At 59.0% G+C, this 15,167-nt stretch carries 11 protein-coding genes; 2 read left to right on the top strand and 9 right to left on the bottom strand.

The annotated features are described in order from the left end of the window. The first annotated feature begins 441 nt into the window (after positions 1-441). Together ACYYKW_RS25205 and ACYYKW_RS25200 are read left to right on the top strand one after the other, a co-directional pair. Positions 442-1,623 carry an MFS transporter gene (locus ACYYKW_RS25205; RefSeq protein ID WP_464991462.1) on the top strand — a complete coding sequence of 394 codons (1,182 nt, stop codon included), beginning with the start codon at positions 442-444 and terminating at the stop codon, positions 1,621-1,623. Between the two features lie 159 nt (positions 1,624-1,782). Beyond that, the gene (locus ACYYKW_RS25200) at positions 1,783-2,046 is read left to right on the top strand and encodes a hypothetical protein (RefSeq protein ID WP_336354872.1); all 264 of its coding nucleotides are present in this window, start codon (positions 1,783-1,785) and stop codon (positions 2,044-2,046) included. Positions 2,047-2,263: 217 nt separating this feature from the next. Here the strand turns inward: ACYYKW_RS25200 and ACYYKW_RS25195 are convergent, their stop codons facing one another. The 9 genes from ACYYKW_RS25195 to ACYYKW_RS25155 all read right to left on the bottom strand — a co-directional run bounded on the left by ACYYKW_RS25195 (position 2,264) and on the right by ACYYKW_RS25155 (position 14,897). Further along, positions 2,264-3,244: a peptide ABC transporter ATP-binding protein gene (locus ACYYKW_RS25195; protein WP_093104716.1), complete on the bottom strand. Its 981-nt coding sequence runs from the start codon at positions 3,242-3,244 to the stop codon at positions 2,264-2,266. After that, positions 3,244-4,212: an ABC transporter ATP-binding protein gene (locus ACYYKW_RS25190; RefSeq protein WP_090281743.1), complete on the bottom strand. Its 969-nt coding sequence runs from the start codon at positions 4,210-4,212 to the stop codon at positions 3,244-3,246. Before ACYYKW_RS25190 ends, ACYYKW_RS25195 begins: the two co-directional genes overlap by 1 nt. A 10-nt stretch (positions 4,213-4,222) precedes the next feature. Next, complete coding sequence (locus tag ACYYKW_RS25185; protein ID WP_093104715.1) at positions 4,223-5,149, bottom strand: ABC transporter permease subunit; 927 nt, start codon at positions 5,147-5,149, stop codon at positions 4,223-4,225. 10 nt (positions 5,150-5,159) lie between these two features. Next, positions 5,160-6,170 (bottom strand): ABC transporter permease subunit, encoded by a 1,011-nt coding sequence (locus ACYYKW_RS25180; RefSeq protein WP_016771720.1) that lies wholly within the window; start codon positions 6,168-6,170, stop codon positions 5,160-5,162. A 73-nt stretch (positions 6,171-6,243) separates the two neighbouring features. Beyond that, positions 6,244-7,839, bottom strand: a complete 1,596-nt coding sequence (locus tag ACYYKW_RS25175; protein WP_464991461.1) for an ABC transporter substrate-binding protein — start codon at positions 7,837-7,839, stop codon at positions 6,244-6,246. A 77-nt stretch (positions 7,840-7,916) separates the two neighbouring features. Next, entirely contained in the window at positions 7,917-9,332 is a 1,416-nt protein-coding gene (locus ACYYKW_RS25170; protein ID WP_090281746.1) for an OprD family porin, read from the bottom strand. Between the two features lie 176 nt (positions 9,333-9,508). Next, the gene (locus tag ACYYKW_RS25165) at positions 9,509-11,107 is read right to left on the bottom strand and encodes an ABC transporter substrate-binding protein (RefSeq protein ID WP_093104710.1); all 1,599 of its coding nucleotides are present in this window, start codon (positions 11,105-11,107) and stop codon (positions 9,509-9,511) included. A gap of 302 nt (positions 11,108-11,409) precedes the next feature. Further along, complete coding sequence (locus ACYYKW_RS25160; RefSeq protein WP_464991460.1) at positions 11,410-13,035, bottom strand: ABC transporter substrate-binding protein; 1,626 nt, start codon at positions 13,033-13,035, stop codon at positions 11,410-11,412. 260 nt (positions 13,036-13,295) lie between these two features. After that, positions 13,296-14,897, bottom strand: coding sequence for an ABC transporter substrate-binding protein (locus ACYYKW_RS25155; protein ID WP_464991459.1), 1,602 nt, complete (start codon positions 14,895-14,897; stop codon positions 13,296-13,298). Positions 14,898-15,167: the final 270 nt, after the last annotated feature.

Here is a 15,167-nt window from a genome sequence, read left to right as displayed (position 1 = left end):
CAGCCTTCCGATGTCGCTGGTGGATCAAGATCAAAAGCACTCGAGCTGGCGCTCATTGTTGAGTGGTGAGAAGCGCCGCACGGCTTGAGATTTTCGGTGAATTCGCCCCTCACCCCAGCCCTCTCCCGAGGGAGAGGGAGCCAGATTGATGAGCTGTTCAAATCCTGAGTTCGGCTCGGTATTTCAGATCGGCGTACCTCGCCCATTCACCACGATCAGTTCCCTCTCCCTCCGGGAGAGGGATAGGCGGGCGGCGTTCCGATGAGGGGCTTTTTGTTGCTGCTTGAAATGGGGAACTGTCAGGCATACAGAATTTTCTGTAGGCAATTTTCTTCAGCAACGTAGCCCGACTCTGTTTTTACTTCGCCAGGCCTTTGCCTCGCGACATTGCGCTTGATCCGGTTTAGTGTTCAAAGAACCCTCGCCCACAGCGGACGTTTCATGCTCAAAGGACTGACCCATCTCCTGCACCCCAACGGCTATTTCGCCCCGATGGCCTGGGTGCTCGCCGCACTTTTATTTATCAATCGCCTCAGCGCCATGGTCAAGCTGTTCATGGCGTTGTATCTGCGTCAGGAGTTGGGTTTTGCGATTGAAACCGTCGGCTGGTTACTCTCGGCTTATGGCGCGGGTTTGCTGGTCGGTTCAATGCTCGGCGGTTGGCTCAGTGATCATGTGCGCACGGCGCGGCTGACGGCGGCGCTGTTTTTTGTTTCGGTGTGGGTGCTGATGTTGCTGGGGCTGGTGACGCAGGTGGCGTGGCTGGCCGGTCTGTTGTTGCTCAGTGGTGTGATTGATGGGGCGATTCGTACGCTGCATCAGCGGCTGATCATGGAGTACTGCGAAGTTGCGCAGCGTTCGCGGGCGCAGGCGTTGAGTCGGGTGGCGCGTAATCTGGGCATGGCGGCTGCCGGGGTGGCGGGTGGGGTGTTGGCGCAGGCGGATTTTCGCTGGGTGTTTTTTGTCAGTGCGGCGATGACGATGCTGGCGTTGTTGTGGTTTGTGCGCACGACGTGGCGGCGGCCGATCATTAAGCAGGATGGAGCGCGGGAGACGGTTTCAGGCTCGCCGTATCGCGATAAACCGTTTCTATGGCTGCTGGCCGCGACCGCCATGCTCGGTATCGCGTTCGATACGGTTTACAGCACGCTGGGCAATTATCTGCGGGATTACTACCACCTGAGCACCGAAGTGATCGGCTGGCAATTCGGCCTCAATGCGTTGCTGGTGATTGCGCTGCAGATTCCGCTGTCCCACTCGATCGAACGCTGGGGCGCGCGCTGGCAGATGCTGGCCGGGAGTGTGCTGCTGGCGTGCGGGTTGGGGATGTTGCCATTCGGTTCGGGGCTGTTTTACGTGTGTCTGTCGACGGTTATCTGGACGCTGGGCGAGGCGCTGTTCATGCCGCCGCTGAATGTGCTGGCGATGCAGTTTGCCCAGAGCGGCAGAAGCGGTCAGTACTTCGGATTGTTCTTCATGAGCTGGAGTGCCAGCGCGTTGTTATCACCGATGCTCAGCGGGCAGCTCTATGGCGAATTTGGCGGGCACAGTGTCTGGCTGATGAGTGCGCTGCTGGTGCTGATCTCGATTCCGCTGACCTGGCAGGCCACGCGCGCAGCTTAGCTGTTTCGGTTATGACCTTTATTCGAAAGCAATCTGTCTATCAAGGGCATTTCTGCCCATGCCGTCGCGTCCTAAGTGGTGAGTCGGATGGTTCGCAACTAGATTTCACACGGAGCCAGTCCGGCAAGCATGTCTTAGCGCAACAGGATGGAGTCGGCCATGAAAAGCAGATTGCTACGGGTTTTGATGTTGTTGAAATTGATGGTGATGCTGTCTCTTGGCACCGCGACGGCGTGGGCCGAGTGTGAGGATCACGATTCGCAGGCGTTCAATGGGCAGGTCGGGCACAGCGGGCTGATGATTGCCAAATCGGAGTCGGAGCCGGGGGACATGAATCAGGGCGGCAGCGCCGATGATGACGACTCGACGACCGGTGATCCGGACAGCGATGACCCGGATGATGAGGGCGATAGCCAGACGTAGATCGCAGGCAAAAGAAAACCCCTTCGGCCTCGACTGATGCGCAATCGGGGTGGAAGGGGTTTGTTAACACATGAATTCCTGAATCGATACAAATCCCCTGTGGGAGCGAGCCTGCTCGCGAAGGCGTCATTTCAGTCAACATTATCGGTGACTGATGAACCGCTTTCGCGAGCAGGCTCACTCCTACATGGGGTTTTGTGGTGGCCTGCGGAGCTGCTTACGCCGCGCCGTCGAGGAATTGCTCGGCGTAGTGGCAAGCCACCTGCCGATTATCCAGCTCGCGCAACAGCGGCTCTTCGGTGCTGCAACGCTCGGTCGCATACGGGCAGCGCTTGTGGAAAGCGCAACCTGGTGGCGGGTTCAGCGGGTTGGGCAGTTCGCCGACGATCTTGATTTTCGGCTTGTTCGGGTCCGGGTGAATGGTCGGGGTCGCCGACAGCAGCGCCTGGGTGTAAGGGTGCAGCGGGCGCTCGTAGATGTCGTTTTTCGGGCCCAGTTCCACCGGGCGCCCGAGGTACATCACCATCACGTCATCGGCCACGTGCTGCACCACCGCGAGGTTGTGCGAGATGAACACGTAGGCAGTATTGAACTCCTGCTGCAGGTCCATGAACAGGTTCAGCACCTGAGCCTGAATCGACACGTCCAGCGCCGAAGTCGGTTCATCCGCGACCAGCACTTTCGGCTGCAGCATCATCGCCCGGGCCAGGGCGATACGCTGGCGCTGACCGCCGGAGAACATGTGCGGATAGCGCTGGTAGTGCTCGGGACGCAAGCCGACCTGCTTCATCATCGCCTGGACTTTCTCGCGACGCTCGGCGGCGGAGAGGTTGGTGTTGATCAGCAGCGGTTCGCCGAGCTGGTCACCGACTTTCTGCCGTGGGTTCAGCGACGCGTACGGGCTTTGAAAAACCATTTGCACGTCTTTGCGCAGTTGCTTGCGTTGCGCCTTGTCGGCACCGGCAACTTCCTGGCCGGCGATCTTCAGCGAGCCGGACGATGGCTCCTCAATCAGTGTCAGGGCGCGGGCTAGGGTGGATTTGCCGCAGCCCGATTCGCCCACCACGGCGAGGGTCTTGCCGGCTTCCAGTTCGAACGACACGCCGTTGAGTGCGCGCACGGTCGCATGGCCCTTGAACAGGCCACGGGAGACTTCGTAGTGACGGGTCAGGTCGCGGGCGGTAAGTACGACGGCCATTACGCCACCTCCTGGTTCAGCGGGTAGAAGCAGCGGGCGAGGCTGTTGCTTTTCGGGTCAAGGCCGGGACGCTGCGCGCGGCAGTTGTCCTGCACGTACGGGCAGCGCGGCGACAGCAGGCAACCTTGCGGACGGTCGTAACGACCCGGGACGATGCCCGGCAGCGTCGACAGGCGTGAGGCACCGAGGCTGTGCTCGGGAATCGCCTTGAGCAGCGCTTCGCTGTACGGGTGCGCGGGGATGTCGAACAGTTGCGGCACCTGGCCGACTTCCACAGCCTGGCCTGCATACATCACACAGACGCGCTGGGCGGTTTCGGCGACGACGGCGAGGTCGTGAGTGATCAGCACCAGGCCCATGTTCTGTTCTTTCTGTAGCGCCAGCAGCAGATCCATGATCTGTGCCTGAATCGTCACGTCGAGCGCGGTGGTCGGTTCGTCGGCGATCAGCAGTTTCGGCTCGCCGGCAATCGCCATGGCGATCGCGACGCGCTGGCTCATGCCACCGGACAGTTGATGCGGGTAGGCGTCCATACGGCTGGCGGCGCCAGGGATTTCGACTTTTTCCAGCAGTTCGATGGCACGCTTGCGCGCTTGCTTGCCGGACATTTTCAGGTGCAGGCGCAGCACTTCTTCGATCTGGAAACCGACGGTGTAGCTCGGGTTCAGCGCGGTCATCGGGTCCTGGAATACCATCGACAGGTCTTTGCCGACGATCTGCCGACGCTGACGGTTGCTCAGCTTGAGCATGTCCTTGCCGTCGAAGCTGAGCGAATCGGCGGTGACGATGCCGGGATGCTCGATCAGGCCCATCAGCGCCATCATGGTCACGGATTTACCCGAACCCGATTCGCCAACGATGGCCAGCACTTCGCCTTTGTCGACTTTCAGGTCGAGGCCGTCGACCACCGGTGTGGCGTTCTTGTCGCCGAAGCGGACGTTGAGATTCTTGATTTCTAGCAGTGACATGGGAATCTCCTCAGGCGGCGTTCTTGAGTTTCGGGTCCAGCGCATCGCGCAGGCCGTCGCCCATCAAGTTGATTGCCAGCACGCTGAGCAAAATGGTCAAACCCGGCAGACTTACCACCCACCAGGCGCGTTCGATGTAGTCGCGGGCCGAGGCCAGCATGGTGCCCCACTCAGGGGTTGGCGGTTGTACGCCGAGGCCGAGGAAGCCCAGGGCGGCGGCATCGAGGATCGCCGACGAGAAGCTCAGGGTCGCCTGCACGATCAGCGGCGCCATGCAGTTAGGCAGCACGGTGATGAACATCAGGCGCGGCAGGCCGGCACCTGCCAGGCGCGCAGCGGTGACGTAGTCGCGGTTCAGTTCGCCCATCACCGCGGCACGGGTCAGACGCACGTAGGACGGCAGCGAAACCACGGCAATCGCGATCACGGTGTTGATCAGGCCAGGGCCGAGGATGGCGACGATCGCCACGGCCAGCAGTAGCGACGGCAGGGCCAGCATGATGTCCATCAGACGCATGATGGTCGGGCCGATCATCTTCGGGAAGAAACCGGCGAACAGACCCAAAAGGATCCCCGGAATCAGCGACATCACCACCGACGACAAGCCGATCAGCAGCGACAGGCGCGAGCCCTGGATCAGGCGCGAGAGCAGGTCACGGCCAAGCTCATCGGTGCCGAGCAGGAATTGAATCTGCCCGCCTTCGAGCCACGCCGGTGGTGTCAGCAGGAAGTCGCGGTATTGCTCGCTCGGGTCATGCGGCGCAACCCACGGCGCGAAGATCGCGCAGAAAATGATCAGCAGCATGAACAGCAGGCCGGCAACGGCGCCCTTGTTTTTCGCGAAGGCTTGCCAGAATTCTTTGTACGGCGACGGGTACAGCAGGCTTTGATCCACGGCGGACGTGGCGGTGGCTACTGAGGATGTTGGAGTGCTCATGGTATTGACCTCAGCGCTGATGACGGATGCGTGGGTTGGCAAAGCCGTAGAGGATGTCCACCACGAAGTTGACCAGAATCACCAGGCAGGCGATTAACAGGATGCCGTTTTGCACCACCGGATAGTCCCGGGCGCCGATGGCTTCGATCAGCCATTTGCCTATGCCGGGCCAGGAGAAGATGGTTTCGGTCAGAACCGCACCGGCCAGCAGCGTGCCGACCTGCAGGCCGACGACGGTGAGTACCGGAATCAGTGCGTTACGCAGACCGTGGACGAACACCACGCGCGACGGCGACAGACCTTTGGCCTTGGCGGTGCGGATGTAGTCTTCGCGCAGCACTTCGAGCATCGACGAACGGGTCATCCGCGCGATCACCGCCAGCGGAATGGTGCCGAGCACGATGGCCGGCAGGATCAAGTGATGCAGCGCATCGAAGAACGCGCCGACGTCATCGGCCAGCAGCGTGTCGATCAGCATGAAGCCGGTTTTCGGCTCGATGTCATACAGCAGGTCGATCCGCCCGGAGACCGGCGTCCAGCCCAGGCTCACCGAGAAGAACATGATCAGGATCAGGCCCCACCAGAAGATCGGCATCGAATAGCCCGCCAGGGAGATGCCCATCACCCCGTGGTCGAACAGCGATCCTCGCTTGAGTGCCGCGATTACCCCGGCCAGAAGGCCGAGGATGCCGGCGAACAGCAGGGCGGCCATGGACAGTTCCAGGGTCGCCGGGAAGAGGGAGGTGAATTCGGTCCAGACGCTCTCACGCGTACGCAGTGATTCGCCGAGATCGCCTTGGGCCAGTTTGCCGATGTAGTCCAGATACTGGGCATACAGCGGCTTGTTCAGACCGAGGCGTTCCATTGCCTGAGCGTGCATTTCGGGGTCGACCCGACGTTCGCCCATCATCACTTCCACGGGGTCGCCCGGAATCATGCGAATCAACGCGAAAGTCAGCAAGGTGATGCCGAAAAACGTGGGGATCAACAACCCCAGTCGGCGGGCAATAAAACTAAACATCTTGTGTGGTACCTCATCAGCCGGTTAGGCGTGTCCGGCGTCCCTCAGGTCAGGGACGCCGGGCGTTTCTTATCTACTTCACCTGGGTGGTGGCGAAGTTATTAGTGGTGAGAGGGCTGATGTGGTAGCCCTCTACATTTTTGCGCATTGCAGTGAACATCCGAGTATGAGCCATGCTGATCCATGGCTGGTCCTGATTAAACAGCACTTGCGCCTGTTCGTAGAGCGCGGCGCGTTCGGCGGGATCTACTTTAGCCCGTGCTTCATCCAGCAGCGCCTGGAATTTCTCGTTGCACCAGCGCGCGTAGTTTTCGCCGTTCTTGGCGGCCTCGCAACTGAGCATAGGCGTCAGGAAGTTATCCGGGTCGCCGTTGTCGCCCGCCCATCCGGCCGACACCATGTCATGCTCGCCGGCCTTGGCGCGCTTGAGCATTTCGCCCCATTCCATCACGCGGATGTCGATCTTGATCCCGACTTTCGCAAGGTCAGCCTGCATCATCTGCGCGCCGAGCATCGGGTTGGGGTTGGTCGGACCGCCGCCGTTGCGAGTAAACAGGGTGAACACGGTGCCATCCGGTACGCCGGCTTCCTTGAGCAGCTTGCGTGCGGCGTCGAGGTCGCGTGGCGGGTTTTTCAGGTCGTGGTTATAACCGAGCAAGGTCGGCGGGTACGGGTTGACTGCAACCGACGCGTTGCCTTTGCCGAACAGCGCGTTGACATAGGCTTCCTTGTCGAAAGCGATGTCGATGGCTTTACGCACACGCACGTCGCTCATGTATTTGTGCTGGGTGTTCATGGCGATGTACGAAACGGTCATCGCGTCCAGCTCGTCGACTTTCAGGTTGCTGTCTTTCTTGATGCTCGGGATGTCGTCCGGCTTCGGATACAGGGCGATCTGGCACTCGTTGGCCTTGAGCTTCTGCAAACGCACGTTGTTGTCGGTAGCGATCGCCAGGATCAGCGCGTCGGCCGGTGGCTTGCCGCGGAAATAATCCGGGTTGGCCTTGAAGCGCACCTGCGCATCCTTGGCGTAACGCTGGAAGATGAACGGGCCGGTGCCGATCGGCTTGTTGTTCAGATCGCCGGTCTTGTTGGTCTTGAGCAACTGGTCGGCGTATTCGGCCGGGTAGATCGACGAGAACGCCATCGCGATGTCGGCCAGGAACGGCGCTTCGCGGCGGGTCAGGGTGAATTTGACCGTGTTGTCGTCGACTTTCTCGACGCTTTTGAGCAGTTCCTTGAAGCCCATGCTTTCAAAGTACGGGAAGCCCACGCTCGACAGTTTGTGCCACGGGTGATTCGGGTCCAGTTGACGCTGGAAGCTCCAGACCACGTCGTCGGCGTTCATGTCGCGAGTCGGCTTGAAGTATTCGGTGGTGTGAAACTTGACGCCTTTGCGCAGATGGAACGTGTAGGTCAGGCCGTCTTCGCTGATGTCCCAGGACTCGGCGAGTGCCGGGATCACTTCGGTGGTGCCGGGTTTAAAGTCGGCCAAGCGGTTGAAGATGGTTTCGGCCACAGCATCCGCCGTGACTGCAGTCGTGTACTGGACCATATCGAAGCCTTCCGGGCTGGCTTCGGTGCAGACCACCAAGGGTTTGGCCGAGGCGCCGACAGCGACACTCAGCAACGCAGCCGCGATGGCCGCACGTAGGGGAAGCATTTTCATCGATAACCCTCTGCAATCGGTTGAAGACAAAAAACCAAACGGCCGACTCATCATGAGTCAGCCGTCGGTTGGCGTTTTTACAGAATGTTGAACGGAATCGTGGTCACCAGACGGAACTCGTTGATGCTGCCGTCCGCCTGGTTTTCGCTGGCGCGGTGCGCGGTGTAAGTGCCGCGAATGGTCGTCGCTTTAAGCGGGCCGCTTTGTACCGCGTAGGTTGCACCGACGCCGTATTCATAGTGGTGCTCGCCGTCCATCGCCTGCACGCCGTCATAGCCGCCACCCTTGTAGTGAGTGCCGTCGATGCCCCAGCCGCGCGCCTGGTAGATGTTGAATTTCAGGCCCGGCACGCCGTATTCGGCCATGTTGATGCCGTAGGAAACCTGGAAGGATTTCTCGTTCGGGCCGTTGAAGTCCGAGAGCAGGGAGTTGGCCAGGTAGATACCGTTGGTTTCGTGCAGGTAGTCGAAGTACTCGTTACCGTTCACTTCCTGATACGAGAAGGTCAGGGTATGCGCCAGGTGGGTCAGGCCGAACGACAGCGAGTAGGTGTCGTTGTCGATGTCGCCCAGCAGCTTTTTGCCTTCGTCGACGGTCTTGTAGTAGTTCAGGCCGGTGGTCAGGCTGAGGATCGAGCTGTCACCCAATACGTGGGTGGCGCCGAAGTAGTACTGGTTCCACAGGTCTTCGGCCTGGGTACCCCACAGGCTGGTGGTCAGGCTGGCGAACGGCTGGTACGAGATACCGGCGGTGTTGACGTGATCGGCTTCGGCGTTGATGTCGCCGTACTCGGAGCGGAACTTGCTCAGGCTTTCTTCGGTACGTGGCGAAACGCGGTCGAAGGTCGCGACGTCGAACGCCAGGTTGTTCAGCTCTTCGCTGTGGATCGCGATACCTTCGAAGCTCGATGGCAGCGGACGGTTACCGATCACATCGACCTGCGGGCTGCTGAAGTTCATGCGGCCGGCGGTCAGGGTGGTGTTGGAGATGCGTGCCTTGACGTTGGCCAGGCCCAGCTTGCTCCACTGGCCGACAGCGTCGCCGCCTTCGCGGGTCAGGGTACGGTTGTTGCCGGCGCCAGGACGGGTGCCCGGTGCGCCACCATTATTGGCAGCGAGGTTCTCGCGGTCACGCTCCAGGGCGATGGCGTTGTATGCGGCCACTTCGGTGCTGAAACCGACCGTACCTTCGGTAAAGCCCGAGTTGTACTTGATGATCGTGCCTTGCACCCAGTTGATGCGACGGTCGGTTTCGTTGGACTGACCGTTTTTGCGGTAAGCGAACTTGCCGCCGCGCTTGAGTTGTTCGTTGGCGTACCAGTTACGGGTCGAACCGCTGATCGATTGCCCTTCGAGGAAACCGGTGGCTTCGGCCTGGGCGCTCTTTTCGTTGACGGTCACTGGCGTGAACGCCTGGCTTTGGGTTTCCGCATAAGCCGTGGCGGTGATGCTGCTGATGGCCAGGGCCAGTATCGCGGTGCTGCTCAGTTTCATGGGTGAAGCTCCTTTACTTTCTTTTTATCCCGGCTTTTTTTGGTAGACCGGTTATTGGTTTAGAACTCGTTCACACATCGCAAACGTTTGCAAAAGGCCGGATTGACGAATTTCGGCAAAGCGCTTGCGTGAGGGGAGTACACGGCTCCCCTCAGCGTTGCGGCTAATCGGTAGGTTTAATCGATACTGACGCCCGAAAATACGTTGCGACCGAACGGGCTGACTTTGAAGCCCTCGACCTTGGTGCTTAACGGCTGGTTGACCGTCGAGTGGGCGACTGGCGTGATCGGCACTTGCTGTTTAAGCAATTGCTGGGCCTGTTTATAAAGCACGGTGCGCTGTTCGCGGTCGGTAACGACCTTGGCTTGTTTAATCAGCTTGTCGTACGCCGGATCGCACCACATGGAGTAGTTGTTGCCGCCAATCGCATCGCAGCTGTACAGGGTGCCGAGCCAGTTGTCCGGGTCACCATTGTCGCCGGTCCAGCCGATCAGGCTGACGTCGTGTTCGCCATTCTTGGTGCGCTTGATGTACTCGCCCCATTCATAGCTGACGATCTTCACTTTCAGACCGATCTTCGCCCAGTCGGCCTGGAGCATTTCGGCCATCAGTTTGGCGTTCGGGTTGTACGGGCGCTGCACCGGCATGGCCCACAGGGTGATCTCGGTGCCTTCTTTCACACCGGCAGCCTTGAGCAGTTCCCTGGCTTTTTCCGGGTTGTAGGCGGCGTCCTTGACGGTGTCGTCGTAGGACCACTGGGTCGGTGGCATCGCGTTGACGGCCAGTTGACCGGCGCCTTGATAAACAGCGTTGAGAATCCCTTGTTTATTCACCGCCATGTCCAGCGCCTGGCGCACTTCGAGCTGGTCGAAAGGCTTGTGGCGGACGTTGTAGGCGATGTAGCCGAGGTTGAAACCGGGCTTGGAGATCAGTTGCAGTTTCGGGTCGGCCTTCAGCGCTTCGACATCGGCCGGACGCGGATGCAGGGTGATCTGGCATTCGCCTGCCTTGAGCTTCTGCACCCGCACCGAGGCGTCCGTGTTGATAGCGAAGATCAGATTGTCGAGCTTGACCCGGCTCGGGTCCCAATACTGTTTATTAGCCGTGTAACGGATGTTCGAATCTTTCTGATAACTCTTGAACACGAACGGCCCGGTGCCGATCGGTTTCTGGTTGATGTCGCTCGGCTTGCCTTCGGCCAGCAGCTTGTCGGCGTATTCGGCGGACAGGATGGAGGCGAAGCTCATGGCGATGTTCTGAATGAACGCGGCGTCGACGCTGTTGAGCGTGAACTCCACGGTCAGTGGCCCGGTCTTTTCGACCTTGGCGATGTTCTTGTTCAGGCTCATCCCGTTGAAATACGGGAATTCGGTCGGGTAAGCCTTACGAAACGGCTGTTGCGCATCGAGCATGCGATTGAACGTGAACAGCACGTCGTCGGCGTTGAAGTCGCGGCTCGGTTTGAAGTAAGGGGTCGTATGAAATTTCACACCTTCACGCAGGTGGAAAGTGTATTTCAGACCATCCTCGGAAATATCCCACGTTGTTGCCAGGCCAGGTACGACATTGGTCGCGCCCTTTTCGAACTCGACCAGGCGGTTGTACAGCGGTTCGGCGGCGTCGTTATCGGTGGCCGTCGTGTATTGCGCGGTATCGAAACCCGCCGGGCTGCCTTCCGAGCAGAACACCAGGCTTTTCTGTGCGGCGAAACTGGCGGACGACGCGGCCAACAGGCCAGCACCCAGCAATGCGGACAATTTCAAGGTATGGCGCATGACGCTCCCTCTTTTTTTAATGGTGTGCAATGCGCTTTGGCCCCGATCCCGGGACGTTCATGGCGCATTGAGCTCGATCCAATACGTACGGCAAAACCGGTGGCCCACGCAGACACTGGTCAGTACGCGACGGTAGGCACCGTGCTTCTGGCAGTAAATACGTAAAAGCCTTAATGCTCGTAGGAAAAGTCGACGCGCCTATACCGAAGCAATCATCTACTACGGATTTTGGTGTAGGCCTTTTCCTGTTTGCCCGGTAGAAAAAGCAACGGCGACGTCAGAAACGCCGCCGTTGCAATGCCTTACTTGCTGACGCTGACGCCGTAGAAAGAATTCAAGCCGAATGGGCTGATCTTGAAATCCTGCACGTTGGCGCGCATGGGTTGGTACACCGTCGAGTGAGCGATAGGTGTCATCGGAACTGCATCTTTGAGGACGTGTTGCGCCTGTTTGTACAGTTCGGTGCGCTTGCCCTGATCGGTCGTGCGTTTGGCTTCTTTCACCAGACCGTCGAACTTCTTGTCGCACCACTTGGAGAAGTTGTTGCCGCTGAGCGAGTCGCAGCCGAACAGCACGTTCAGCCAGTTGTCCGGATCACCATTGTCACCGCTCCAGCCAATGATCATGGCCTGGTTCTCGCCACCTTTGGAACGCTTGATGTACTCGCCCCATTCGTAGCTGGTGATCTTCACTTTCAAGCCGATCTTGGCCCAGTCGGACTGGAGCATTTCGGCCATCAGCTTGGCGTTCGGGTTGTATGGACGTTGTACCGGCATCGCCCACAGCACGATTTCGGTACCTTCCTTGACGCCGGCTTCCTTGAGCAGCTGTTTGGCTTTCTCAGGGTCGTACTTGGTGTCTTTGATGGTGGTGTCGTAGGACCACTGGGTCGGCGGCATGGCGTTGACGGCCAGTTGACCCGCGCCCTGGTAAACCGAATCGATGATCTGCGGCTTGTTCACCGCCATGTCCAGCGCCTGACGCACGCGCAGGTCAGCCAGTGGGTTGGCTTCGTTGCTGCCCTTGACCTTGTCCATCACGTTGTAGGCGATGTAGCCGAGGTTGAAACCGGCCTGATCCGGCATCTTCAGCGCTTTGTCTTCTTTCAGCGCCTTGAGGTCGGCCGGACGCGGGAACAGGGTGACCTGGCACTCGTTCTTTTTCAGCTTCTGGATACGCACCGACGGGTCGGTGGTGATGGCGAAGATCAGGTTGTCGATCTTCACGTCTTCCGGCTTCCAGTAATCCTTGTTGCCGGTGTAACGGATGTTGGAATCTTTCTGGTAGCTCTTGAACACGAACGGACCAGTGCCGATCGGCTTCTGGTTGATGTCGGCGGCTTTGCCTTCCTTGAGCAGCTGGGCCGCGTATTCGGCGGACTGCACGGAAGCGAAGCTCATCGCCAGGTTCTGGATGAACGCGGCATCGACTTCTTTCAACGTGAACTTGACGGTGTGGTCGTCGACTTTATCGAGCTTGGTGATGTTGGTGTCCATCCCCATGTCGGTGAAGTACGGGAATTCCGTCGGGTACGCCTTACGGAAAGGGTCGTCCTTGTTGATCATGCGGTTGAAAGTAAACAGCACGTCGTCGGCGTTGAATTCACGAGTCGGCTTGAAATACGGGGTGGTGTGGAACTTGACGCCTTCACGCAGGTGGAAGGTGTACGTCAGGCCGTCATCGGAAATGTCCCACTTGGTCGCCAGCCCAGGAATCACGGCGGTGCCGCCGCGCTCGAACTGGGTCAGACGGTTGAACATGGTTTCGGCTGAGGCGTCGAAGTCGGTTCCGGTGGTGTACTGGCCTGGGTCGAAACCGGCCGGGCTGCCTTCGGAGCAGAACACCAGGTTAGTCGCAGCGGATGCGAACGGTGCGGAGGCTAACAAGCCTGCGCCGACTAAAAACGGAATGACCGCGTGTTTAAGCATGTTGGCCTCATGATTTGTTGTCATTTTTTAGTAGTGAGGTACGACCTCGTGAGTCGTGCCTGCGGATACTTATGCAGGGGCCATACCCAATGCAAGATCCAGAGCGGTCGGCGGCGTCAAAGCGTGGCACGAACGTACCTTAATGTCGCATCCGTATAACTTCTGACGCATTTGACCGTTTGCGGGTGGTTTTTACGGTGCAAATCGAGCCCCAAAACAGTGCGCCGGTCACGTTGTGCGCGCTGCGTTGGGGCTCGGTGTTACCTATTTATACCCACGCCATAGAAGGGAGTGAGACCGAACGGGCTGATACGGAAATCAGTGACTTCCTTGCGCAGCGGCTGGAACACCGTGGAGTTGGCAATCGGCGTGATTGGCACTTGTTGTTTAAGGATCAGTTGCGCCTGTTGATACAGATTTATCCGTTGCGCCTTATCAGTCGCAACTTTGGCTTGCTGAACAAGCTTGTCGTAGGCCGGATCACACCATTTGGCGTAGTTGCTGCCCTTGACCGCCGCGCAGCTGTAAAGCACGCCAAGCCAGTTGTCCGGGTCACCGTTGTCGCCGGTCCAGCCGTAGATCATGGCGTCGTGTTCGCCATTTTTTGCGCGCTTGATGTACTCGCCCCATTCATAGCTGACGATGTTGGCCTTGATGCCAATCTTCGCCCAGTCCTGCTGGATCATCTGCGCCGACATGCGTGCATTCGGGTTCGATGCGCGCTGCACTGTCATCGCCCAGAGGTTGATGGTTGTACCCGGCGCAACCCCTGCTTCTTTCAGTAGCACCCGGGCTTTTTCCGGGTCGTATGGCGCGTCCTTGATGTCCGAATCGTACGACCATTGCGCGGGCGGCAAGGCGTTGTGTGCCAACTGGCCGGCACTTTGGTAAACGGCCTTGATGATGGCCGGCTTATCGATGGCCATGTCCAGCGCCTGACGCACCTTTAGCTGGTCCAGTGGCGGATGTGTGGTGTTGTAGGCGAGGAAACCGAGGTTGAAACCGGGCTGCTTGAGCACGCGCAGGTTCGGGTCTTTTTCCATCACTTCGATATCCGCCGGGCGCGGGTAGCCGCTGACCTGACATTCACCGGCCTTGAGTTTTTGCAGACGTACGGCCGCGTCCGGAGTGATCGAGAAAATCAGGTTATCGATCTTCACGTCTTCGGGTTTCCAGTAGGCCTTGTTCGCGACATAGCGGATCTGCGAATCCTTCTGGTAGCGCTTGAACACGAACGGGCCAGTGCCGATGGGTTTCTGATTGAGGTCGGCGGCTTTGCCTTCCTTCAATAGCTGCGCGGCGTATTCGGCCGACTGCACCGAGGCGAAGCTCATGGCGAGGTTCTGCACGAAGGCAGCGTCGACGTTGTTGAGATTGAAGCGCACGCTGTGCTCGTTGAGTTTTTCCACCGATTTGATCGTGGTGTTCAGGCCCATGTCGGTGAAGTATGGGGACTCGGCGGGGTAGGCCTTGCGGAAGGCGTTAGCCGGGTCGAGCAGGCGCTGGAAGGTGAATACGACGTCGTCGGCGTTGAAGTCGCGGGTCGGGGTGAAGTAGTCGGTGCTGTGGAATTTCACCCCTTCGCGCAGGTGGAAGGTGTATTGCAGGCCGTCGCTGGAGACGTCCCATTTTGTCGCCAGGCCGGGCTCGATGTCGGTGCCGCCGCGCTGGAATTGGGTGAGGCGGTTGAAGACGGTTTCGGCGGAGGCGTCGAAATCAGTGCCGCTGGTGTATTGGCTGGGGTCGAAGCCGGCGGGGCTGGCTTCGGAGCAGTAGACCAGGGTTGTGGCGGCATGTGTGATCGGGGCTATGGTCGTTAGTGCGAGGGTGATCAGTAGTGGTTTCAGGGTGAATCTTGGCATGGAGTCCCCGGGGATTTGCTGGTTATGTTTTTCAGGGTAGCGGGGATTTGCGGGGCTTTGGAAATATCGTTTTTTGTGTTGGGGTGTCTGTCTCGGTATATAGCGGCTTATGTTGTGTTGTTTTGGGTGTATATCCGTTGCTGCGGTAACGGCGGCTTATGGTTTCGCCTGACGGCGACTCACTTTTTTTACAAACGCCTAAAAAAAGTAAGCAAAAAAACGCTTGCTCCTACGTACGGCCCTCGCAGGCTCGGGTCCCTTCGCTCCGGG

Source organism: Pseudomonas sp. 15C (assembly GCF_055484735.1).
The sequence above is the reverse complement of the archived record's forward strand: the minus strand, read 5'-3'. Positions and strand labels throughout refer to the sequence as shown.